This is a genomic window from Undibacterium sp. Rencai35W (assembly GCF_049340185.1).
GTDB lineage: Bacteria > Pseudomonadota > Gammaproteobacteria > Burkholderiales > Burkholderiaceae_D > Undibacterium.
Genome location: NZ_JBMPPC010000004.1, coordinates 196,344 through 220,083 on the forward strand (window position 1 = coordinate 196,344; position 23,740 = coordinate 220,083).

Annotated in this window: 18 protein-coding genes; 9 read left to right on the forward strand and 9 right to left on the reverse strand. The window is 48.2% G+C overall.

The window, feature by feature from the left end; translation table 11 throughout:
- The first annotated feature begins 3 nt into the window (after positions 1–3).
- The 9 genes from ACO0K3_RS10455 (at position 4) to ACO0K3_RS10495 (ending at position 12,292) form a co-directional block, all read left to right on the forward strand.
- Positions 4–1,212, forward strand: a complete 1,209-nt coding sequence (locus ACO0K3_RS10455) for a TIGR03087 family PEP-CTERM/XrtA system glycosyltransferase (RefSeq protein ID WP_422984336.1) — start codon at positions 4–6, stop codon at positions 1,210–1,212.
- 55 nt (positions 1,213–1,267) lie between these two features.
- Positions 1,268–2,785 carry an exosortase A gene (gene xrtA / locus ACO0K3_RS10460; RefSeq protein WP_422984338.1) on the forward strand — a complete coding sequence of 506 codons (1,518 nt, stop codon included), beginning with the start codon at positions 1,268–1,270 and terminating at the stop codon, positions 2,783–2,785.
- Positions 2,785–3,954 (forward strand): TIGR03088 family PEP-CTERM/XrtA system glycosyltransferase, encoded by a 1,170-nt coding sequence (locus ACO0K3_RS10465; RefSeq protein ID WP_422984340.1) that lies wholly within the window; start codon positions 2,785–2,787, stop codon positions 3,952–3,954. Before xrtA ends, ACO0K3_RS10465 begins: the two co-directional genes overlap by 1 nt.
- A complete protein-coding gene (locus tag ACO0K3_RS10470) occupies positions 3,939–5,903 on the forward strand; it encodes an XrtA/PEP-CTERM system amidotransferase (protein WP_422984342.1) in 1,965 nt (654 codons plus the stop codon). Before ACO0K3_RS10465 ends, ACO0K3_RS10470 begins: the two co-directional genes overlap by 16 nt.
- Positions 5,904–5,911: 8 nt before the next feature.
- On the forward strand, positions 5,912–7,126 hold the full coding sequence (locus ACO0K3_RS10475; protein WP_422984344.1) for a TIGR04063 family PEP-CTERM/XrtA system glycosyltransferase: 1,215 nt from the start codon (positions 5,912–5,914) through the stop codon (positions 7,124–7,126).
- Positions 7,127–7,342: 216 nt separating this feature from the next.
- Positions 7,343–8,455: an acyltransferase family protein gene (locus tag ACO0K3_RS10480; protein WP_422984346.1), complete on the forward strand. Its 1,113-nt coding sequence runs from the start codon at positions 7,343–7,345 to the stop codon at positions 8,453–8,455.
- 221 nt (positions 8,456–8,676) lie between these two features.
- On the forward strand, positions 8,677–10,221 hold the full coding sequence (locus ACO0K3_RS10485; protein WP_422984348.1) for an MBOAT family O-acyltransferase: 1,545 nt from the start codon (positions 8,677–8,679) through the stop codon (positions 10,219–10,221).
- Between the two features lie 9 nt (positions 10,222–10,230).
- The gene (locus tag ACO0K3_RS10490) at positions 10,231–11,484 is read left to right on the forward strand and encodes a hypothetical protein (protein ID WP_422984350.1); all 1,254 of its coding nucleotides are present in this window, start codon (positions 10,231–10,233) and stop codon (positions 11,482–11,484) included.
- A 130-nt stretch (positions 11,485–11,614) separates the two neighbouring features.
- Positions 11,615–12,292, forward strand: a complete 678-nt coding sequence (locus ACO0K3_RS10495; protein ID WP_422984352.1) for a PEP-CTERM sorting domain-containing protein — start codon at positions 11,615–11,617, stop codon at positions 12,290–12,292.
- 121 nt (positions 12,293–12,413) lie between these two features.
- Here ACO0K3_RS10495 and ACO0K3_RS10500 read toward each other — a convergent pair whose 3' ends face one another.
- The 9 genes from ACO0K3_RS10500 to ACO0K3_RS10540 form a co-directional block, all read right to left on the reverse strand.
- Positions 12,414–13,301 carry a glycosyltransferase family 2 protein gene (locus ACO0K3_RS10500; protein ID WP_422984354.1) on the reverse strand — a complete coding sequence of 296 codons (888 nt, stop codon included), beginning with the start codon at positions 13,299–13,301 and terminating at the stop codon, positions 12,414–12,416.
- Between the two features lie 41 nt (positions 13,302–13,342).
- Positions 13,343–14,371: an acyltransferase family protein gene (locus tag ACO0K3_RS10505; RefSeq protein ID WP_422984356.1), complete on the reverse strand. Its 1,029-nt coding sequence runs from the start codon at positions 14,369–14,371 to the stop codon at positions 13,343–13,345.
- Positions 14,372–14,616: 245 nt separating this feature from the next.
- A complete protein-coding gene (locus tag ACO0K3_RS10510; RefSeq protein WP_422984358.1) occupies positions 14,617–15,576 on the reverse strand; it encodes a polysaccharide deacetylase family protein in 960 nt (319 codons plus the stop codon).
- A gap of 96 nt (positions 15,577–15,672) precedes the next feature.
- On the reverse strand, positions 15,673–16,821 hold the full coding sequence (locus ACO0K3_RS10515) for a hypothetical protein (RefSeq protein WP_422984360.1): 1,149 nt from the start codon (positions 16,819–16,821) through the stop codon (positions 15,673–15,675).
- A 103-nt stretch (positions 16,822–16,924) separates the two neighbouring features.
- Positions 16,925–18,079: a hypothetical protein gene (locus tag ACO0K3_RS10520; protein ID WP_422984362.1), complete on the reverse strand. Its 1,155-nt coding sequence runs from the start codon at positions 18,077–18,079 to the stop codon at positions 16,925–16,927.
- A gap of 4 nt (positions 18,080–18,083) precedes the next feature.
- Entirely contained in the window at positions 18,084–19,589 is a 1,506-nt protein-coding gene (locus ACO0K3_RS10525) for a lipopolysaccharide biosynthesis protein (RefSeq protein WP_422984364.1), read from the reverse strand.
- Between the two features lie 43 nt (positions 19,590–19,632).
- Positions 19,633–21,933: a polysaccharide deacetylase family protein gene (locus tag ACO0K3_RS10530; RefSeq protein WP_422984366.1), complete on the reverse strand. Its 2,301-nt coding sequence runs from the start codon at positions 21,931–21,933 to the stop codon at positions 19,633–19,635.
- Positions 21,934–22,067: 134 nt separating this feature from the next.
- The gene (locus tag ACO0K3_RS10535) at positions 22,068–23,438 is read right to left on the reverse strand and encodes a putative O-glycosylation ligase, exosortase A system-associated (protein WP_422984368.1); all 1,371 of its coding nucleotides are present in this window, start codon (positions 23,436–23,438) and stop codon (positions 22,068–22,070) included.
- Positions 23,439–23,446: 8 nt separating this feature from the next.
- Entirely contained in the window at positions 23,447–23,629 is a 183-nt protein-coding gene (locus ACO0K3_RS10540; protein ID WP_422984370.1) for a hypothetical protein, read from the reverse strand.
- Positions 23,630–23,740 lie beyond the last annotated feature (111 nt).

Below are 23,740 nucleotides of genomic sequence, written 5' to 3' on the forward strand. Positions count from 1 at the left end.
CCCATGACACAAAACCCCAAACAAGCTTTGCTATTGTTGGTGCACCGGATTCCATTTCCGCCAAATAAGGGCGATAAGATTCGGTCGTATCATTTGCTCAAGCATCTGGCGAAAAAATATCAGATTCATCTTGCTTGCTTCGTTGATGACGCTAACGACATACAGCATATTGAAACGGTCAGACAATGGTGTGACGACACCCATTTCGAGAGACTGAATCCAGCTACTGCAAAAATCGCCAGCCTGACTGCATTATTAAGCGACCGTCCTTTGTCGCTCGATTATTACCGTAGCAAAGCCATGCAAGACTGGGTCAATACGACCGTCAGCAAGCATCAAATCGACAAGCTTGTCGTATTTTCTTCCGTGATGGCACAGTTTGTCGAACAGATGTCAACGCTCACGCGTGTCATTGATTTCGTCGATATTGACTCTGATAAATGGCGGCAATACGCAGAGAAAAAAAGCTTCCCAATGAACTGGCTATACCGGCGTGAGGGGCGCTGTCTATTGCATTATGAGCGCCGTATCGCACGCGAATGTGATGCGTCCTTATTCGTATCGGAGGCAGAAGCTGATCTGTTCCGGCAACTAGCTCCTGAGAGCACAGATAAAATCGGCTTCTTCAATAACGGTGTCGATACGGAGTATTTTTCACCTGAACATGCTCTGGATAATCCATACCACGCGCAAGATCTGGTTATCGTATTTACCGGCGCAATGGATTACTGGCCGAACATCGATGCTGTGACATGGTTTACGCAAGCAATTTTTCCACTGATTCGACATAAACATCCCGATGCCCTGTTCTATATCGTCGGCACCCGACCGGCCGAGCAGGTGAAAGCTCTGGCGCAATTACCGGGCGTGCGGGTCACCGGCTCTGTGCCAGATGTCAGGCCTTATCTCGCTCACGCTAAAGTTGCCGTTGCCCCTTTACGTATCGCCCGCGGGATACAAAATAAAGTGCTGGAAGCAATGGCAATGGCAAAAGCCGTCATTGTGTCACCGCAAGCACTCGAAGGCATCGATGCCGCCATCGGCGAAGAGTTAATTCTGGCAGAAGACGAAAACAGTTTTGCCCATGCGGTATCTGTTGCTTTAGAAAAAACCGATACAGCGCTAGAAAAAGCAGCACGCCTCAGAGTCATCGCCAGATACAACTGGGATGCGAATCTTCAGAAAGTAGATGCTGCGTTGGAGTCGATATAGTAGTAAAAATGCAATATAATTAAACTATTCTATTCTTCACGGCAAAGGATTATCCTTGACTGCTACATCAACACCACCTTTGCCCTATCCGGCCTTGCTAGCGATACTAGTTGTATTGCTAGCGCCATTCCTCATTTATTTCAGCACCGCACAATCGATCGTCTCTGTATGGAACCAGTCAGAAACCTTCGCGCATGGCTATATCATTTTGCCTATCAGCCTCTGGCTTATCTGGAAGCGTAAAGCAGTCATTCAGCGCATGACGCCGCAACCGTATTGGCCAGGCTTATTAGCACTGGCAGCATGTGGATTTGGCTGGTTGCTTGCGGAATTAGGTGATGTACAGGTCGTAAGACAATATATGTTTGTAGCGATGATCCCAGCGATTGTGATCGTCGTACTCGGCTGGCAAATCGCATGGGCACTCGCTTTCCCGCTATTTTTCCTGCTGCTGGCAGTCCCGTTTGGCGAAATATTTATCGCTCCGCTCATTGATTTTACTGCGGACTTTACCGTAATTGCGCTGCAATTTACCGGCATCCCTGTGCTACGTGACGGTAGCAGTTTTTCCATCCCTTCCGGTAACTGGTCTGTTGTCGAAGCATGTAGTGGCGTCAGGTATTTAATCTCCTCGATTACCCTAGGATGTTTATATGCGTATCTGACTTACCATTCAACCTGGCGACGCGTCTGGTTCATTCTGGCCTCTATCATTGTGCCTATCATCGCCAATGGCTTACGCGCTTACATGATCGTCATGCTGGGACATCTAAGCGGCATGAAACTCGCTGTCGGTGTCGATCATTTGATTTATGGCTGGATCTTCTTCGGTATCGTCATGTTCTTTATGTTCTGGCTAGGCAGTTTCTGGCGCGACGACCAAGATACGGCCGACGATATTCCCGCGGCACTGACCAGCCATTCACCTGCCTCAACAAGTCGACTTGCTTCCGCGTCACTCGTCGCTATCTCATGCCTCGCCCTATGGCCAGCTTATGCAGCCTATGTCTCGCAACTCAATCTAAATCAAACTGCGATTCATATTGATGATCTGTCAGTGTCATGGAAAGAATCATCGCCTCTCACAACGTGGCGCCCCAGCTTTTTACCTGGCAGCGCTGTGCTCGATAAATCTTATCTGGATGGCACCCAGACAGTCGGCGTGCTGATCAACTATTACCGGAACCAGAATCGTGACTCAGCTGTCATCAGCACACTCAATGAAATGGTACAGGATCATGACCGTAACTGGCTCAGGACCCATAGCGAAACCCGTACCGTAAATCTGGATGGACAAAGTCTGACAGTGCGTGAAACCTATATCAAAGGGTCGACAGAGTCGCTGCTTGTCTGGGACTGGTATTGGATAGATGGTCAATTCACTGCCAATAAATATGTTGGCAAAGTATTACAGACCAAAGCGAAATTCTTCTTACAAGGTGACGACGCGGCATCCATACTGATCTATGCACCTTATGCAGAAAAACCTGATGAGGCACGTAAAGCCATGCAGCAATTTATGCAGGCGCATCTGAGCTCGATTACAAAAACACTGCAAGCGAATAAAAAGTAATGGCTGAGGACACAATTCCATTGGTGGTACACCTAATCTACCGGCTTGATTTCGGGGGACTGGAAACCTTGTTGGTTGATTGCATTAACCACATGCCAGCAAAAAAATACAGACATGCCGTCGTTTGCCTGACAAATCACAGCGTATTTTCAGAAAAAATCACCCGTAAAGACGTACAAATTTTTGATTTAAATAAGCCAGCCGGATTAGGTTTGGGCACCCATATGACGCTCTGGAAATTGCTGCGTAAGCTGCGTCCGGCGATTTTGCATACGTATAACTTGTCCGCTAATGAATATGCCTTCACCGCTAGCCTGGCTGGCGTTCCTGTGCGTATTCATGCGGAACACGGGCGCGATATCAATGATCCCTCAGGACTCAACCGCAAACATAATCTGCTGCGTCGCTGGATGACACCGTTTATTGATCAATATGTCACCGTATCGCAGGATTTATATCACTGGCTTCAACAAATCATTCGAGTACCAGACGAAAAAAATCTGCTAATACATAACGGTGTCGATACGCAGCGTTTTTCTCCCGATAACGACATCACCGCCACCACACCATGGCCTGCTGATTGTTTCGTCATCGGTACCGTCGGCAGAGCACAAGATATTAAAAATCAATCCGGCTTAATACGCGCTTTTATTCTGTTACGTCATGCTTTACCTGAGTATCAGGACAAATTACGGCTGAGCATCATCGGTGATGGACCTTTGCTTCCCGCCCTCCGGCAGCAAGTCGCTGATGCGGGTATCAGCGATGTGGTCTGGCTGCCAGGTGCACGCTCGGATATTGCCAGCATCATGCGCGGCTTTAGCCTGTTCACCTTGCCATCACTGGCAGAAGGCACGCCAGTCACCTTGCTTGAAGCAATGTCCTCGGGACTAGCGGTCGTCGCCTCAAGGGTAGGTGGTATCCCTGAAGTCATACAAGATGGTATGCATGGCGCAATGGTCGCTGCGGGTGATGATGCGGCTTTCAGTAAGGCGTTCGCCGGCTACTGCCAGCAACCAGTCTTGCTTAAGCAGCATGGCATGGCAGCAAGCCAATACATCAGACAAAAATTCAGCGTCACTGCAATGGTGAACTCGTATGCGGATTTATACGATGCCTTATGCAAAAACAAATTCAAGGAAAGTAGTAAGCCATGTGTGGAATCGTAGGCATTATTGATACGCTGGGTACGCGCGACATCGACGCGCAAGTACTAGCACGCATGAACGAGAGTCAATTGCATCGAGGACCTGACGAAGGATCCCTGCATCGTGAGCCAGGCGTCGGTTTCGGCCACCGCCGCCTGTCCGTGATCGATCTGGCATCCGGCTTGCAACCGCTGTTTAACGAAGATCATAGCGTCGTCGTCGTATTCAACGGTGAGATCTATAACTACAGAGAATTAATGACCGAGCTGACTCAGCTTGGGCATGTGTTCCGCACACGCTGCGATACCGAGGTCATTGTTCACGCGTGGGAACAATGGGGTGAAAGCTGTGTATCCCGTTTTCGTGGCATGTTCGCATTCGGCCTCTGGGACAGAAATCAGAAAACCTTATTTCTGGGCCGCGATCATATAGGCGTAAAACCGATGTTCTACGCATTGCTGCCAGATGGTCATTTTGTCTTTGGCTCTGAACTGAAATCACTGATGACCTTCCCTGCGCTATCGCGCAAACTGAATCCTCAGGCAGTTGAAGACTTTTTTGCTTATGGTTATATTCCAGAACCAAAAACCATTTTTCATGATGCGTTCAAACTCAGTCCTGGTCATACCATCACACTCAAAGCAGGTGACAATCAGATTCATCAACGACGTTTTTGGGATCTGCCATTCACGCCACTGGCGCCACTGACCGAGCAGGAAGCAACAAACGAACTCGTAGACCGCTTGCGTGAATCAGTTCAAAGCCAGATGGAAGCCGAAGTGCCACTGGGAGCGTTTCTATCAGGCGGAGTCGATTCGAGCGCCGTGGTTGCGATGATGGCTGAGCAAAATAAAGATATGGTCAACACGTGCTCCATCGCTTTTAATGATCCGAGTTACGACGAATCTACGTTTGCCAATCAAGTCGCTCAACGGTATCAGACCCGTCATCACACCGAGACCGTTGATACAAACGATTATGGTCTGATCGACACACTGGCCGCACTGTACGACGAACCTTATGCAGATAGCTCAGCAATTCCGACCTATCGCGTCTGCCAGCTCGCCAGAAAGCGTGTCACCGTGGCTTTGTCAGGCGATGGCGGAGATGAAAATTTTGCCGGTTATCGTCGCTACCGGTATGCGATGGCAGAACAAAAAGTCCGCTCGCTGCTGCCGCTCTCATTTCGTCAGCCGGTCTTTGGTATGCTTGGAAAACTGTATCCCAAAGCAGATTGGGCACCGCGTGTCTTTCGCGCAAAGACAACCTTTGAAGCCCTGGCACGTGATCTTGTCGAAGGCTATTTTCACGGCGTGTCCATCATGCCGGACCGGGTACGGGACCAGTTATTCAGCCCGCACTTCCGCAAGGACTTACAAGGCTATCAGGCAATAGAGGTCATGCGCGCTCATGCCGCCAAATCACCGACAGATGATCCGCTATCGCTGATTCAATATCTGGATTTTAAAACCTATTTGCCTGGTGACATCCTGACAAAAGTCGATCGTGCCAGCATGGCGCACTCACTGGAAGTACGTGTGCCTTTGCTAGACCACAAGCTAGTGGAATGGATCTCGGGATTGCCATCGTCAATCAAATTGCATCAGGGCGAGGGAAAATATATTTTCAAGAAAGCGCTTGAGCCGTATCTGCCAAATGATATTTTATATCGTCCCAAAATGGGTTTCTCGATTCCGCTGGCAAGCTGGTTACGCGGGCCACTTAAACAGAGTACACGGGATGCAGTGCTCGGTCCTATGATGGCAGATACTGGCATCTTCAATATGAGCTTCCTGACCGATATGGTAGAGCAGCATCAGTCCGGCGTACGTGATTACACGGCACCGCTATGGACGCTGCTAATGTTTGCGGCCTTTCTGAAAAACGTCTTGCCAGACGATGCCAATACCCGTGCCAACATCCGTGATTTGCTTAATCCGCAATTACATTCACTGAATCACCAGGACTGACAACACTCATGCGTATCCTGCATATCCTCGACCATTCGATACCGCTACACAGCGGCTACACCTTCAGAACGATCTCTATTCTGAAAGAGCAGCGTGCCTTGGGATGGGAAACGTTTCACCTGACCAGCCCGAAACAGACGAATTATACGAAGCCTGAGGAAGACGTTGATGGCTGGCATTTTTTCCGTACGCAGCGTAGTGCCGGGATGCTCGCCAAACTACCGGTACTGAACCAGTTAGCAGTGATTAACAGTCTTGCAAAACGTTTGCTGGAAGTCGCGAAACAAATCAAGCCCGATGTCCTACATGCTCACTCCCCCGCACTGAATGCGATCGCCGCTCTCAGGGTGGGACGTGCATTAGGTATCCCTGTTGTTTATGAAATCCGGGCCTTTTGGGAAGATGCGGCAGTCGATCACGGCACCAGCACAGAATGGGGTCTGCGATACAGGCTCACACGAGCAATGGAAACCTATGCAATTCGTAAGGTCGATGCTGTCACAACGATCTGCGAAGGTCTACGCAGCGATATCGTACAGCGCGGTATACCGGCGTCAAAAGTGACTGTGATCCCTAATGCGGTCAACATCGAGAATTTCCGTGTGGGAGAGACTGCGGACTTGAAACTGTCCAAAGAGCTGGGGCTCGATGGAAAAGTAACGCTGGGTTTTATCGGTTCATTCTACGCATACGAAGGCTTACTGATATTGCTTGAAGCCCTGCCGCTAATGCTGAAAAAAAATCCGGATATCCGTATTCTGCTCGTCGGTGGCGGACAACAAGAAGCCGCACTACGAGCACTGGCAAATCAATTGAATATCGCCAGCCATATCATTTTCACCGGACGTGTGCCGCATGATCAGGTACAGCGCTATTACAACCTGGTCGACGTCTTGGTCTATCCACGCCTACGCATGCGCCTTACTGAGTTAGTCACGCCCTTAAAGCCGCTTGAAGCCATGGCACAAGGCCGCCTGCTGGCAGCCTCTGACGTAGGCGGGCATCTGGAACTGATCAAAGACGGTGTGACTGGCGTGCTATTCCAGGCGGATAATCCACAAGATCTGGCAGAGAAAGTAGTAGATCTGATTGAAAAATCAGAACGCTGGTCTGGATTACGCAAGGCGGCGAGAGAATTTGTAGAGACAGAAAGAAACTGGAAAGTCAGCGTGGCCAGATACCAGACGATCTATCCAGCCCTGATCAAGGCAAAGAAAATCTAAGCCTGATCTATCGAACTGGCGTGAGCAAGGCCAACAGATCTGGAGCAGATGTACGTTGAATGAGTGTTGAATTAGCACTGAATCAGTATTGAACAGGTATCAAATAGCTGCCCTCGCACTTCCATCAAGTTTTACAAATTTTCTTAGATTCACATAAGCGGAAAAACTAAGACAGGTGAGCCATTTCGTCGATATACCTCATGACGAATCGCAATTATGAATAAACAGTATTCACTCTATCTCGACATCGTCCGATTTCTAGCATCGGTGTTTGTCGTGCTCGATCATTTCAACGGACAGCAAATTGTCAGCCGCGAGCTTGGCAAGTACATTCCTGAATTTGGTCGCGAGGCGGTGATTATTTTTTTCGTCTTATCCGGTTATGTGATTGCCTTTACCACCGAGGTAAAACAGCAAAATTTGCGGGAATACGTGGTTGCGCGCTGCGCCCGTATCTACTCCGTCGCTTTGCCGCTGTTATTGGCGGCATTTTTTTTGAATTATCTGTGCAATACCTATTTCAGTGGCGCGTCAAAAGCCTATTATGAAGTTTCTAAAGCCTATGTGTATATCCCGTTTCATCTGCTTTTTCTGGGTGAATTATGGAATTTGTCCGAAGTACCACCTTGGCTTATTCCGTATTGGTCACTGAGTTATGAAGTCTGGTATTACATCTTTTTTGCGACGCTGTATTATTTTTCATCTTATAAACGAGTACTTTTCAGCATGCTCGTTTTCCTGGTATTGGGACATAAACTATGGTTATTACTACCGGTCTGGATGAGCGGGGTTTTTCTATACCATCAACAAAATAAATTTCCACTGCGTGTCACCACAGCAAGAATAGGATGGGGTATCAGCATTCTGGTATTTGGCATTTTTGAATACTTTGATGCAGATAAAAATCTGACTGCATGGGGTGAAGCGATCTGGCCATTTACCTCATTAATACTCGGGAGTGCCAGCCGCTATCTGGCGGACTACGTGGTCTGCCTCATCGTATTAAGCAATTTTTGGTGCGCCCGCTATGCCAGGTTTACGCTTCTGGAAAAATTTACGCGCGGTATAAAAACGATTTCGTCCTATACCTTCACGCTATATCTCGCTCACATGCTGGTGATTTCAATGTGGCTGCGTTTCTATCGGCATGACACCAACAGCATCATCGATATACTCAGCGTATCTGTGTTGATTGCCTTGTTCACTTATTTGATTGGTGCAATGACTGAACATAAAAAGACGTGGTTTGCACGGTGCTTCGACCATGTGTGGGGATACCTGGCTGCTATGTTCAGTAAATCATCAGCATCAAAACAGCATCAAGGTTAAGCCTTGTGAGTCTGTTTGTGCAGAATGACGGAACGGTTCGATTGAGGTATCGGGACGCCACTATGGCCTATGACCTATGTTCTAGTCATGTTTTTGGGCTTACCAGTAACCGAATCCGCATTATCCATGCGGCTTTCGGACGTATATGCCTTGGAAAGACGCATCAACATTGGGTGATACGTTTCCTTGCTTGCAGAATTTGGATGAAAATATTGTAGACCATGTTATTTAATTCTTTTAGTTTTTTACTGCTATTTTTGCCAATCACGGCAGTCGTATTTTTTGCCCTGGCAAAACGCAGTCATCAGCTAGCGGCTGGCTGGCTGGCACTGGCATCGCTGTTCTTTTATGGCTGGTGGGACTATCGCTACCTGCCTCTGTTGCTGTCATCTATCGCATTCAATTATTGGATGGGCTGGCGTATTGGTCACACGGAACGCAGCAAGGCAAAACCCTGGCTAGTTGGCGCAATTGCGCTGAATCTGGTCTTACTCGCCTACTTCAAATACGCGGACTTCTATATCACCAGCATCAATGCCTTAGCCGGAAGTAATTTTCCCGTATTACACGTCATCCTTCCTATCGGTATTTCTTTTTTTACTTTTACTCAGATCGCATTTCTCGTCGACACTTATCAGGGCAAAGTCAAAGAGTATCGCTTCATACACTATCTGCTTTTTGTTACCTATTTCCCGCATCTGATTGCCGGACCGGTATTGCATCACAAAGAGATGATGCCGCAATTTGGCGATACCAAAACCTACCGCTGCTTGCCTGAAAATATTGCCGTTGGCATTGCTATTTTTGCGATGGGCCTGGCAAAAAAAGTCTTGATTGCGGACAGTCTGGCGGCCCACGCGACATTCTTTTTTGATCAGACGGATAGTCCATCTTTATTGGTCGCCTGGGGTGGCGTGCTTGCCTACACGTTTCAGTTGTATTTTGATTTTTCTGGCTACTCCGATATGGCGATAGGCTTATCCCGTTTGTTTGGTATCCGCTTACCGCTGAACTTTAATTCACCATATAAAGCAGTGAGCATCATCGACTTCTGGCGGCGCTGGCATATGACCTTGTCCCGTTTTTTACGCGACTACTTATACATCGCACTGGGTGGCAATCAAAAAGGGCAAGTACGTCGCTATGCGAACCTGATGACTACAATGGTGCTCGGTGGTTTGTGGCATGGCGCAGGCTGGAATTTTGTGATCTGGGGTAGTTTGCATGGCGCCTATCTGATGGTGAATCATGCCTGGGCAGGGCTAGCCCATCGCCTACGATTACCAGTGAGTTCGCGGTTGTGGCGGCTATGCAGTATCTGCCTGACTTTTGCGGCGGTATGCTTTGCCTGGGTATTCTTCCGTGCATCGGATTTCAGCAGAGCCAGTGCAATTATTCAGGGCATGCTGAATATGAACGGTATCGGTATTCCCGAAAATATCGGAACCCATCTCGGCGGGCTCAAAGCAATACTAGAACACGTTGGCGTCACTTTCTACCTGGGCGGCGGTACACGATTTGTCCAAACCTACACCTGGGTCCTGGTCGCCGCTGCCATCGCTTTTCTTCTGCCCAATACGCAGGAAATTATGGACAAATTTAATCCTGCTCTGGATCATCAATCAGGACAAACCCGCAGCTCGTTTGTTACGCACTACCTGACCTGGCAGCCAAGCCTGGTATGGGCAATATGGATAGGTCTGATCCTGATGGCAAGTCTGCTGCTGATTAATCGCCCAGCTGAATTTCTCTATTTTCAGTTTTAAGGAAACGACATGCAGACACAACAAGCCTTTGTCCGTTTTCTTCGTCTGATCCTGATCGTCGTAGTCTCCGGTGTTTTTGCAGCGATAGCGATTGTTATAGTGATTGATCCCTACCGACTCTATCGCGTCGTAGAGATTGCCGGAATCAATCAGATCAAACCGCAACCAGATCGCTATCAGGAAGAAATCAAACTGAGCAATGCCCGGCAGCTTAAAGCGACCGCACTCATTTTTGGCAACTCGCGAGCTGAATATGGCTTGAATCCAGATTACGAAGGATTTGCCAAGGCGGGTTTGTCCGGCTACAACATGGCCTTATCTGGTACCAAAATGGGAACGACCAAGCGCGATCTCGCCTATCTACGCAGCATTGGTCAAAAACCAGAATTTATTATTCTTGGGGTCGACTTTTTAGATTATCTGGTTGATGCATCGAAGCCACCGCTACCGTCCACGCCAGCATCAAAGGTTATTGATAATCCCCATGATGTTACCGGGATTAAATGGCAATTCGATGCATTGTTCTCATTGACCTCAGTGAGCGACGCCATCAAAACGATACGGATTCAAAAAAATACTGAGGCAGAAACGATCAGTTCTCGCGGACTCAATCCTTTGCATGAGTATGAAAAATTTGCACGGGAAGAAGGCTATTACGCTATTTTCCAGCAACGGGCTTTGGAATACGCAAAAACGTTTAGCCACAAACCGCATGATCTGCGCTACCCGCAAACCGATAGCTCGCCTGAGCTGGACGGCTTGCGCGCAACGCTGGCAATGATTGCCGCCGATAGCTCGGAAGCCCATATCATCATCTATCCCTATCATGCGCAGATTCTGGCTTTATTTGATCAAGTCGGCTTATGGCCCGCATTTGAAGCCTGGAAAAAAATCCTGCTCACGGAAGTCAACGCAGCGAATAAGGCATATCCAAACGCCCAGCTAAAATTATGGGATTTCAGCGGTTACGGCGCAGCGCAATGTGAAGTGATTCCGGCGAAAGGCGACACCCAGAGCATCACCAGATGGTATTGGGAAGCCGGACATTTCAAGCAAAGCCTGGGAGACGTTATATTGGGACACCTGCTGGAACAACGTACTCACCGGATAGCGGAAGATACGTTTGGTACACAGCTCAGGGAAGACAATTTCCTAGAAAATCAAATTAGGATCCAAACGGAAAAAGTTGCTTGCAGCCACACATATCCTTTAGTTTTTATTCAGGCAGAAACATTGGCTGCAAAGGAACTAAAGAGGAAATAAGCGTCGATTTTTTTTACAAGCACGTAACGAATAGAGCATCATTTTCTTAAAAATCCTTTAATTTCAATGACTTGAGAAATCAGGCTCAATTCTTGCTCTTTTCGCATTAAAGTTATTGTAAAGGAAAATCATGAAAAAGCATTTAAGCCAGTTAGCCCTGCTCGCCGTATTGGCGCCACTGTCTGTGTGCGCTAGCGCAACAACCATTGGTTTCGATCCTCTGACAACTAGCGGCACAGGTTTCGTCAGCCCGGTCAATTACACCGAAAATGGCTTTTTATTTACTTCAAATGCTGGCTTCGGCTCCGCCCGTACTGGCGATGTAAATTTTTTATACAACGGTCACATCATGACCTGGTACTACGGCTCAACAAGCCTGTTTAATGATGGACTGGGTAACGGTGTTACGACACTGAGCAAAGTGGATGGCAGCGTATTCGAGCTGGACTCTATTGATCTCGCATCGCTAAACGATTACTACACGTTTGAAACCGGTAAAGACATTACCTTTACTGGGAACGTACATGGCGGCGGTACCATTACGCAATCGTTCCAGCTGACGACGAACCTGAGCTTCAACACATTCTTATTCAGCGGATTTACAAACCTTGATTCAGTCACCTGGGGTCAAGGATTTCCTTACCACCAGTTTGATAACTTGGTTCTCGATGCTGGCTCATCAAGCCTGCCAGGTGGAAACCCTCCGGGCAATCCTCCAGGCACCAATGTACCAGAGCCGACATCAATCGCCTTGCTGGGTCTTGGACTGGCCGCGTTGGGTATGCGTCGTCGTAAAGTGACGAAGTGATCACCAGATAATCACCTGATTTAAAACTCTACTCAGTCAATAAAAAAGCTTGCTGATGGCAAGCTTTTTTATTGATGTAACTCTTCCAGAACCGCATCGGTGCATAGCGCATTTACTACCCTCACGGATCAACGATCTCTTTGTCCGCTACTTGCTTAATACGTTGCAGCGCAAGCCTATCAAACCAGGTATCGACTCCTCGCCAGGCCAAGGTCAATTCGCCAGCTTGTTCTTTGTACAGTTGATTGACGTGACCAGGAAGACCCGCAAGTCCGCTCGTCTTCAGAGGCGACTTGATCATCTTGTTTTGAAAATGCCTAAGGCTGTAACGAATTTTCCGGCGGTAATACAAGCGCAGATCGTGAAAGGAAAAAATTGACAGCGGATCATAGCTAAATCGTGCCTGTTCACAAATAAAAATTCTGCGCATATCCCAGCTTTGCTGGGGATTTAAATCCCAATACGCCAGCGCGCCAATCAAAGAATCATCACCGATCAAGCCCACTGGCAGTCGCACGTTAGACGAACGCAACTGATCGACAAACCTGCCTGACAAGGCATAAAGATTCCCGCAAAGGCCGCCTTCACGTAATAACTGGTCCTTGTCTTTGTCTCCAATGCCGTCAGCGGGTAAGGCAGCGACTGCATGCGCTTCTGGATGTTGGTGCAATGCCCGTTCCAGCGCAGTCAGCGCATCTGGTAAGACCTTGCAATCACCGTCCAAAAAATAGTAATGTTCTGCGTGTATCTCGAGATCATGAATGAACACATTCCAGGCATTCGACTTATCCCCGATCTGAATATTTTTTATGCTACAGAAGGTATTCTCTTGAGCGAATTTCTCCACTAGTTCCCCTGTGTTATCGCTGCTCCCATTGTTTAATACAAGGCACTGATCTCCGTCAGCAATCGCATTTTTTACGCTTTGCAAGCTGGCAATAATATTCAACGATTCGTTATGGGCGAAGATCGCGATAAATTTTTTTATTTTTTTATTTTGAACAAGCATTGTGATTACTCCAGCGTTACCGCTAACGATCTCATCTGATCTCATTTCACGTCATTCGAAACGACTTTGTTCCATCCATGTAGGGGCGCAGGATTCGCCCATCTCTGGTTCAGCCAATGACGTGCCGGATTCTCAATCATGTAATAAGAAGCAATCCCGCAAACAATAGCTAAAACAAGCGCGATGGTGGCTGGCAATCCTTCCCTGTGATGCGCCAAGTAAAAAACCTGCTGCCAAAGATAAATAGAAAAAGACCAAAGCCCTAATTTCTTTAAAGGCCACCATGAGAGGCAACGTTTTACTAAAGGTGGCGCAGTGCTGAGAATATTAAGAACAACTGCAAACAATCCGACTCCGACAAAACCTCGCAGCGGAATAGGCATAGACCACCAGTAACACGTCCAGCCAAACACAATCAAAACCGGATAGACAAGAGCAGGCAAAATCGGGATTTTTACCTTTTGTAGACATAACAAAAGTAAGCCTGAAAATAGGATGCCATAAGCAGAAATCTCCGAGTGTGCCCACAACTCAAATTCCAATTTTTGCGCCGGAAATGACATCCAATAACTGAGGCCAAGAGCAATTGAAACTGCCACCGCGATGGCAAGTGCCAACCGGGCAGTGAGATACTGTTTTCTAACGACAACAGCAACCAAAGTCAGAAAAATGTAGGTATGTTCCTCTACCGACAAAGACCAGATATGGCCGAAAGGCATGACTGCGTGCCCGACTTTCCCCGGGAAATAATTATTCAGGAACAGACTCGCCACACCGGTCTCCGTCCAATCAATCAATTTACCCGTGAGCAAAAAATAGATCAGCACTACATTCACAAAGCTGAAAAAAGCAGGAAATATCCGCGATATTCGACGTTGATAAAATGTTGCAATCGGAACTTCTTTGATGAAAAGAAGCCGGCACATTAGAAAGCCGGATAACACAAAGAAAAAATCGACACCTACCCGTCCAAAGTTAATCCCCGGTACCGGAAAAAAATGGCCTATCAATAAAAACAGGATTGCCAAGCCTCGCCAGCCATCCAGATAATCAACATGCTGATCGTTCATGACTACAGCCTTATCTCAATTAGGTTTTACGCAAACCAGAAAACTGCTTGCTAGCATTCATATTGAAACCGCAGGCTGGATGCGGCCTCCAGAGGCATTCTGTGCCAGGAGGCGCATCCAGCTTGCGGGTTCTTATATATAAACACGATAGAGTTATTCTCTTAGTATCCTCTGCTCTTCTTTAGCAAGAGGTTTCGGGAGTGAGTTTTGAGATTGCAGTTTTTTATATCGGCCTATCCAATGACTCAATATCTGCGACGCAAAACTTGCTCGACTGTTCTGTGTGCAGTTTTCCACAGAGGTGAAGTAAGTACCGTGGATTGACCAGGCAAGGTATCCATCGACAGTTGCTGAAATCCAAGCATCTGGAAGTCAGTTTTATGGTTCGCCATAAATTCACAAAAACGCCGGAAACGCTTGATCATGATGAGGTCACCGTTATTGCGTTGTGCATTCATCAGTTCAAAATTGTGCGAAAGAATTACAAAGGACTGGCGCAGGTTTTTTAAAGCCTGTTGCATCAAGCCTTCCAGCTCCAGATTCGAACAGGCTCCGAGCTGGGCATGCCGGTGTTTTCCCGTGCCGTCGTCAAAAATCGTCATCGGATACTCCACGACTCCGTCGCAGAGCACAGGGTCATGCAGTACCTGCCCGGGTAACACGCCACTCTCTAGCCCCATCATGCTGGCGTTGTAGCTGCTATCGAAGGGGATATGATTCGCCGACAATGCGTGCAAGGTATCACGGTTGAATCCAAAACTCCCCGCACGGAATGCATTGACGCGGCCACCGTTCGCCTCTTCAATCAATTCCACGCCCTTGGCAATCAGGATAGTTTGTTCTTCCAACGAAAACTGGCGCATGAATTGCCGTTTATGCTCACTGTTTTTGAGCAAGGGTTCACGTGCCTCGTCCACCCATTCAGGATGCATGTGCAACTGAACTTCTTGGCCATATTCCTGCACTAGGCCAATAATTTCTGCTAAAGGCTCGATACCAAAACGAGTAGCAAACAAAGGTTCAATAAAGAAAACGCCATATAAACCGTGATCGCGCAGTTCTTTTAACTGGTAGCGTAAACCGTATTCACCTCGCGGCGTACGACCATACACATATTGCTGAAAAGCCTGCGGAAACCGGGCGTCGAGGTTTTTCCATCCTCCACACCAGATTTCTACGTCAACAGTAAAAAACACATTCAACATAAGCTGATAGCAATAAATTTAAAAAAACTGGTAAATCGATCGCGTCAACAATACCCAGTACCGTCGGGTATCGTCAAAGGTCGCGAAGAGTTGGACTTATCCGATATTGTTCACTTTGTTAAACAACTGTTCTAACATCAATCCATCCATAAAAAATTTCGTTGCCCAGTTCGGATAACGATACGTCATATAGCCACCGTTAATCGGGTGTGAACCTTTCATCGCGCCGCGCACATGCAAGTCACCGGTTGTTAGGTCTTGAATACTCATATTGAAGCGATTGGCTTTTTTTGCATGCTCAACCAAGGCGGTCTCACCTGTCAGCTGCGCCAGACGCAACCAGTTGATCGCCATCTGTGAATTCCCGGTGACACAACTCCAGCTCACCGCAGTTTTCCATTCCGGCGTGTAAAAGGCATTCAATGCACCATCATCCCGCTGTTGCGCTGCGACCGCTTTCGCCATGCGTACTGCACGCTCGATATAGTCTTGTCGTCCGGCAGCGACGCCCACTTCTAAAATACCGCGAATCGAATAGGCAATAGTATGAGTTAACGCAGTCAAGTCCTGATTATCGGATAAACAGTTATCGGGCAACCAGTCGTTCGCATGCGCCCGCGCCAGTGTCCACTCGACATTGGCAATTGCCGCCTCCAGATAACGTGCATTCCCTATGGCTTCGTAAGCACGAACCAGACCGAAGGCTGAGCGTGTGTTGTAGCTATTAAGCTTAGACGTCGTAAAAGGAGACGGAAACCGGCGCCATGCACCGTCTTCATCTTGTGCAGCGACCAGCCAGTCTGACGCTCTTGCCAGTGCAATGCGGAAACGGTCATCACCCGTTTCCAGATATGCTTTGGCCCAGCCGAACAGTGCTTGTCCGGTATTAAAAATAGTCGGTGCAACAATCTCCGCATCCATCGTCCCGGCGCGAACACCACCATCCGGAAGCTGGATATCGCACTCCCATACAGTCATCTTACGGGCGGCTTCTGCGTATTGAGGTGCATTGTAGTGCTTTGCATAATCATAAAGCGTAGGAATAACGTAACCAGTTGTTTCCGGATAAGACGCGAGCCATTTCTTCACACGGATATCGTAACTATGCGCGACGCCGTCGTCCGCTGTACCCAACTGCGCCTGAAGTATCCAGTCTGCCGCCGCTTTTAAATGGGTCTCTATAGATTGCGTAGGGAAAACGCTCAGCCCCAACTTATCTTTCACCAATTGCTTCATGTGATTCATTATCTTGTTCCTGATTCTTGTGCCCGGCAGCGCGATTAATCGCTGTCTTGTTCACATATGGATTACTGTTATTGATTAATTTCTGTACTGCAAACATTACTTTTCACGAAAATCGCTGAGCTACTCTGTCCCACATAAAATACACCCAGGGCATGGGATCATTCCAGCGCCAATACGCATCGGCGACAGGCAATGAGCACGAGCTCTCATCAACGACTTTTCCACCTTCTTCAAACGCCCAGCGATCTGACTGAGGATCACGCCATACCATCGCCTGATCTGGCCGCTTCGCCGCTTGCGATGTCAAACCGTTCTCATACAGATACGCAGCAAGCGGCACATTGACACCATTGATTGTCGCGACCTCTTCTTGAAAATCTGTACGAGCTACGGTGGGCTCGATCATGTAAAACTGACCGTCACGTTCATCGCGCTTATATTCCATACTGCCCATACCGGTGAATCCGACCTGATCGAAAAATACCTTGGTCTTTTGCGTCAGTTCCTGATCGTATTCCCATGCGGATGTACAGCTTGCAGTGCCACCAATACGGATTGGCCATGAGCGAATTTTTCTGCCAGTGAATGAAGCGACCAGTTCGCCCTGCTTGCCCAGATATTGCAGACAAAAATAGATCTCCGAATCCTTCCCCTCAATCCACTCCTGCACCACCATATCGGCAAGTACGGGGTGAATCTCTGCATACATCGTTCGCAATTCTTCAGCAGAAAGTACTTTGTAGGCTTTTTTAAACCGCGCACCGTAGGCATAATTTTTTTCACTGGGTTTTAACACGCAAGGGAATTTCAATTGCTCTGCCTGGGTAAGATCATCCATACCCTGCAGCCTAATGGTCCTAGGAATAGGCGCATGATTCGCCTCAGCCAACTCTTGAAATCCTTGTTTGTGCATGAGTGCCATCAGGCGTTCATGTTGCGGCAAACGCAGATGGAAAGCAGCACTCAACTGATCGCGGTATTCGGATATCGTCCTGACCGTTTTTTCCTCGGTGGCGAACAACATCAGCGGTACCGCGTAGCCCTTGGCGAAGTTCAATAAGTGATCGACTAAGGCCTGCCCCTCCAGTGTCGGTACACGCATTTTTTTACCGTAGCGCGACAGCATTGCCGGAGACTTCATATCATTGTCCATAACCACTACAGCGACACCCGCACCGCCCAGGCTGCGCACTATCCCTAATGCATTGACGCCGCCACCGAGAACGACTGCTGGCTGATCTGATTTGTAGTGTGACATGATGTTATGTAGGTTCTGTATGACGAATAAATGGCCAGCGGTTGAGACGTGTTTCGGATATACCTAGATCAATTAAGGTCTGACGAATCTGAGCCAGCCCCTTTTTATCTAAATAGACTATCCAGAAAAAGTAACTAATAACGCCGCTGACAATCTCCAGGGCAAGCAAGGCATGCACCGAAGGAATAGAAGAGATCGCAAGCTCGCGCACGGCCAGGACAACAGCTCCCATCGCGACGGTGCCTGACAAGACTGGCCATAGAGTGCGATAGTAGATCAGCATAGGCATGCCAATCACTTGACTGACATCACGCAATAATTTGACCGACAATAAAGGATAGATCAGCACCCAGACGATAGATACGCCTCGCAGACCGTCTACCATGGCACCAACGACAACCCCGAGTAACATGACGACACTGCACATCGCGGTATAGGCCGACAGTTTTTTTGCATTGCCAGTACTGGTTAGCACTTGAGACAATAAGGGATCAACCGATTTAATCAGTCCCATCAAGCAGAGTGCGCGAAATGGTATCAGTACGTCAATCCAGTCTGGACCAAGCAACACCATAATCAATTCATGTCCACATACCAGCATCCCGATCAGTACGGGATAGGTGACATAGGCCACGCCACGCGTGAGTTGCAGCATGACCGACGATAACTCGGCAAGATTTTTTTGTAGCTTGGAAAATAAAGGAGAAGCGACATTGATCACTAAGGTCGTGATTTGGGCGCTGGGTAAAGTCGCTAATGAAAATGCCATGTCATATATCCCCAGAGATTTCGCTCCAAGCATTTTTCCTACAATGGCCTTATCTGCATTGGTGTAGAGATACCAAAAAATCCGCGTACTCGTCACATGCAATCCATAGATCACCAGGTTGCTGGCCTCACGTATGCCATAAGCACCGCGCGGACGCCAAGAAGAGAGCAAAAAGAATCCGGTACTAGTGACGATGCTGGCCGTCACAAAACCCCAGACCAGAGACCAGACTCCATAACCTAGCAACGCCAGTATCAGACTGACGATACTCTGTATCAGCGTCGCCAGAATATTCACACCGGCAATCGCTTTAAACTGCATTTCCTTACGCAAGAACGCCATGGGTACCGTACTGAAAGCGCCAAAGATAAAGCCGCTCGCCAGTACCGAAATCATTTTTTTTAATTGGGGATGTTCATAAAAATCTGCAATCAAACCACTTGATGCTACCGTCAGGCACACCAGCACACTGCTGACCATCAAGGCAATCACAAAACAGCCATTCACCTCGGTCGTGGTGAGTTCCGTTTTTTGGACAATAGCCGAGCCAATACCGACTTCATTGAAGAAACCGATAAACCCGATGACAATCATCGCAATCGCGATCAGGCCGTAATCCGCAGGGCTCAAAATACGCGCGAGGATCAGGGTCGTACCAAGCGAAATCACTTTACCCATCGCGCTACCGAGACCGAGATGCCCCATCGCCCGGATGGTCTTCGAGCGTAATTCATTACTCATGGTGTGCGCTCTTCATGATGATGGTCAGGATGGATTTCATCGCTTAATGGTGATGCGACATCATCAAGACGGAGTCAGCAGTGCTTTCACTGGCGTCTTCAAATAATTGAGAGAGCTGACGTGCACGGTGTTTACGTGAAGACGCGTAGACAACAGCATCACTGGCAACATGAGCCTGCCCTGCATCAATTTTTTCAACGAAACGTAACAAAGCCTCCGTGATCGCATCAGCAGAATTCATCGCCGCCAGATCATGAAATCCGGCGGCATTCAAGACACTCGCTGTGTCGCCGGCAAGATCGAGCAAGCCAAAAATCGGTTTTCTGGCACGAAAGTATTCATAAATTTTTGCAGGAATCTGGCGATTAAAAGGTGTTCCCTGGAACAGCAATAAACCGTCGACTTCCAGCATTTCCGCCAATGCTTCGCGATAGGGAACCGGATTGGCGACACGCACCATGCCAGTCAGATCATGCTGCTGTATCATCGCTTCGAAGTGTGCATCATCACCAGGTGCGCGCAGAATCACTTCAAAATTGTGTTGGTTCAGCAAACCCTTGGCCTTCAGATTTGCAATTGCCGCAAAAAAAGCGCTTGGATCCCGTCCCTCTGTGTACAGCACTCCGCTATGTAGAAGCGTGATTTTTGACCGTTCTACGTTTGCAGGCTGGTGTTTTGCGGCAGCTTCTGCTGCAGCAAAACCATCTTCGTCATAGCCATTCTCGATGACCATGAATTTTTCTTGCGGGACGTCGGGAAACCGTTTTTTATACGAGTTCGATGCACTTTGCGTGGTAAACATCACCCTGGTGCAGTGCTGCATCGTCTGGCGCTCTATCCAAGCGTAAATTTTTCTTTGTAATTTACTCTTGGGATATTCGGATTGCAGCATGGGATCGCGGAAGTCGGCCACCCAAGGCAAACCTGTCAGGCGCTGCAAACACAGGCCAATCAGATGCGCAGTTGAAATAGGAAAGGTCGACCAGATCACTTTAGGCTGGTAGCGGCGGATCAGATACAAGCCGACAGGCACCGCCGAAAACAACCAGGAAATCCAGCGATCAGGCAAAGCGATCATTTCAGGATAGCGTCCTGCAATACCGAGATGACGTTTGGCATCGAGAGCATACGAACGTTTGATGATGGTAGTCGGCGGCAATTGATTCAGCTGCGAAGAATTTTTTTGCTCATACGCCATAGGATGCGCCGATAACACCATCGGCTCCCATCCGCATTCTGGCAAATTTCTCGTAAAACTCAAGGTACGTTGTATGCCGCTACTCGCCGATTGCGGTGGAAAATGGAAGGCAATCAGCAAGGCACGTTTTTTTATATCGTGAATATTCCGGTCACCGTAAGAACCAAGACCAGCAAGCCAGCGCAGCAAGCGCAACTGGAACAGGAACGGCGTCACATCCCATGGACGACTGCGTGGAATTTGATAGAAATCATCATTCTTCGATGCCGCTCCAATTGCGGTCGTGAATGCGGCGACGTAGCCAGCATCCTTCGCCATCGCCAGATGTCGTGCATCAAAATCTTTACCCACTTTGCCATTCGGATAAGCGAATAAACGCAAGGGCTTGCCGATGATTTCTTCCAGCACTTTTTTGCTGCCAACAATTTCATGGCGGGCGACATCATCGTCGAGTTTGGTCAGGATAGGATGAGTAATCGTATGACCGCCGATCTCAATACCAGCCTTGGTGAGATTGACCAGCATGTCACGCGTCAGCATCAAGCCAGCGCTGGATTTGTCACCTGTGAGTTTTTCCAGTTTCAGGATGACGTTTAAACGATCATCCGACGACAGGTATTTTGAACCGTCGTTAATTTTTTTGATCAGCTGACGACGGTCAGCCAGGCTATGCAATGTATGGACGCCCATACCGATTTCCTGCAGATCGAGCGCGCCATCGGGTACACGACGGATCGCTTCGATGATCCTGTCATTCCACATATTGCCTTCGCCAAGATAGGCTGTGGTGACAAATACGGTGGCGGGCAAATTGAATTCTTTTAAGATGGGCAAAGCCAGATCATGTGTAGACCGGTAACCATCATCAAAGCTAATGCAAACGGCGCGTGGCGGCAGGCGATCTTCTTTCATGGCAAGGACTGCCTCGTGCAGCGGCAGCACATTGAAGTGCTCTGCCAGAACTTTCATCTGCCAATAAAAAGTAGCGACATCCGGCTCGTTGTCCAGCAAAGGATCGGCATGTTCGAGAATCCGGTGATACGTAATGATGCAGACGCGCTTTTGTTTGCTCAGACGCGCAATACTGTTGCCCATGATGCGGATAAACGCAGAGGTCAGGAGGCCGTTCTTTGTATGCACAGTCATGTATTGCAGCCCCGCTAGTCAAGCATGGAAGTAGGTTGGCGAAAAGTGATGCGATTCACACCTTTAGCAAGCAATTTATTTGCAAAATGATATGAAACCGCAATGTTACAATAAATGCACGAAAATTCATATGCTCACGATGCAACGGACACGGCAATTGGCGGTATTTCTGCTGTCTGTGCAGCGTCCTGCTCACGCTGCTGGTCGGCCTTGATGATGTCTGGCAAGATTTTATGTTCAAGCACAATCACAATCGCAAAAAGCGCATAAATCATGTCGAAATAGGCAAAGCTCAACGCGGCGCCACCGATGGCATACGCAAATATCGACAGCCGTAACATCGTCGCCAGACTGAATAACCATTCCGGCCCGTTGGCTGCACGCGTCTTTTTGGCGACGCGGCCCGCATTCAGGAAAGACAGGCCAAGAATAGAAACAAAAATAATCAGTCCGCCAAAACCGTGATCGCCGAGCACCTGAAAATAGATACTGTGAGCAGCCCGCGACAGGAACGGGTTTGGTACCGCAGAACCTGTGTAGAAGAACGAATACAGATCAAAATCCTGAGACAAGGCATACCAGATCTGACCATTCTCCAGGGCTTTGAAACCACCGCCAAACAACGGATTTTTGGCAGCCAGAATGAACGATAATTTCCATGCAATTACCCGCCCCATGAACGAACCGTCCTGACTGGCATTGCTGATCGTATCCATGCGCGAAAACCACTCTGCCGGAATCAAGCCTATCATCGCACTGCCGATACAAACGAACAGGAAAGCGAATAGCAGCTTTCTTTTACTCTTGATGAACAGGTAGCCGCCAACTGATGCCAGAGCAATCATGCCGCCGCGTGAACTGGTACCGATAATCGCTGTGACCACCAGTACAATCAATCCCAGCAAACCGAATTTGAGCACCCAGGATTTTTTCCCATACTCACCCAATAAATAAAAACAGATAGGCAATAACATCGCCATCGCCAGTGACAGTTCATTGCGATCCCCCAGGACGTGACCTGCCATCCCTTCGATGTTATGTGCACCACCGCTGGCGACATATTTCAAGCCTTCGACACCGGCATAAAAACCGACGGAAAAAATCATGCACCATAGGAAAAAATCAATATGCAATTTCTTTTCCATGATGAGGAGTACGAATAGAAAAAGTGCCAGAACCTTGGCGAGTCGCCCCCAAAAATCCCAGGTCACCTCGGCAATACCGACACAAAAAATACTGCTCAGCGTCGTCCAGATAAAAAATAACAGTACCAGGCCGGCAACGCCGGTAAGTTTGACTTTGGGTTTGTTTTTTGAAAGGAAAAAAACACCGATCGTGAGCGCCGCAAACAATAAGTTGTAGCGGATCGTAGTGGCCATGCCATAGACCCAGCCATTCGGATTGAATAAGGCAGTCCAGATCCACAAACCAAGGCCGATAAACGGACGCCTGAAGATGGAGTACACCAGGAGCGGCAAGATCGCCAATAAAAAAATATCACGCATGCAGCTCTCTATTCAACGCTATGTTCTGCTTGATGTTGTACCTGATGTTGCACCTGATATTCCTCCTTACGCAAGACCCGGGCTTTGGCTTGTTCTGCCTGCGCCTCTTGCTCAGCGTTATCCTGACGAATCGCCCAGAAACACAAATACACCAGGGCTAACAGGTTGATACTCCACAGGGCGCTTTCCACAATATATCCTCACTCAGATGGCCTGTAATCGTCAGTTCACTATCAGGCAGGGTGGGAAGCAATGATCAGACAACACATATACTCCCCCTTATTTTTTATAAATTATGCCAA

What these genes read in the sequence shown, in the direction of transcription:
- ACO0K3_RS10480 (WP_422984346.1), top strand. Translation starts at nt 7,343, where the DNA reads ATGAATAAACAGTATTCACTCTATCTCGACATCGTCCGATTTCTAGCA.
- ACO0K3_RS10495 (WP_422984352.1), top strand. Translation starts at nt 11,615, where the DNA reads ATGAAAAAGCATTTAAGCCAGTTAGCCCTGCTCGCCGTATTGGCGCCA.
- ACO0K3_RS10475 (WP_422984344.1), top strand. Translation starts at nt 5,912, where the DNA reads ATGCGTATCCTGCATATCCTCGACCATTCGATACCGCTACACAGCGGC.
- ACO0K3_RS10505 (WP_422984356.1), bottom strand. Translation starts at nt 14,371, where the DNA reads ATGAACGATCAGCATGTTGATTATCTGGATGGCTGGCGAGGCTTGGCA.
- ACO0K3_RS10455 (WP_422984336.1), top strand. Translation starts at nt 4, where the DNA reads ATGACACAAAACCCCAAACAAGCTTTGCTATTGTTGGTGCACCGGATT.
- ACO0K3_RS10485 (WP_422984348.1), top strand. Translation starts at nt 8,677, where the DNA reads ATGTTATTTAATTCTTTTAGTTTTTTACTGCTATTTTTGCCAATCACG.
- ACO0K3_RS10500 (WP_422984354.1), bottom strand. Translation starts at nt 13,301, where the DNA reads ATGCTTGTTCAAAATAAAAAAATAAAAAAATTTATCGCGATCTTCGCC.
- ACO0K3_RS10515 (WP_422984360.1), bottom strand. Translation starts at nt 16,821, where the DNA reads ATGAATCACATGAAGCAATTGGTGAAAGATAAGTTGGGGCTGAGCGTT.
- ACO0K3_RS10470 (WP_422984342.1), top strand. Translation starts at nt 3,939, where the DNA reads ATGTGTGGAATCGTAGGCATTATTGATACGCTGGGTACGCGCGACATC.
- ACO0K3_RS10535 (WP_422984368.1), bottom strand. Translation starts at nt 23,438, where the DNA reads ATGCGTGATATTTTTTTATTGGCGATCTTGCCGCTCCTGGTGTACTCC.
- ACO0K3_RS10510 (WP_422984358.1), bottom strand. Translation starts at nt 15,576, where the DNA reads ATGTTGAATGTGTTTTTTACTGTTGACGTAGAAATCTGGTGTGGAGGA.
- ACO0K3_RS10490 (WP_422984350.1), top strand. Translation starts at nt 10,231, where the DNA reads ATGCAGACACAACAAGCCTTTGTCCGTTTTCTTCGTCTGATCCTGATC.
- ACO0K3_RS10525 (WP_422984364.1), bottom strand. Translation starts at nt 19,589, where the DNA reads ATGAGTAATGAATTACGCTCGAAGACCATCCGGGCGATGGGGCATCTC.
- ACO0K3_RS10530 (WP_422984366.1), bottom strand. Translation starts at nt 21,933, where the DNA reads ATGACTGTGCATACAAAGAACGGCCTCCTGACCTCTGCGTTTATCCGC.
- ACO0K3_RS10520 (WP_422984362.1), bottom strand. Translation starts at nt 18,079, where the DNA reads ATGTCACACTACAAATCAGATCAGCCAGCAGTCGTTCTCGGTGGCGGC.
- ACO0K3_RS10465 (WP_422984340.1), top strand. Translation starts at nt 2,785, where the DNA reads ATGGCTGAGGACACAATTCCATTGGTGGTACACCTAATCTACCGGCTT.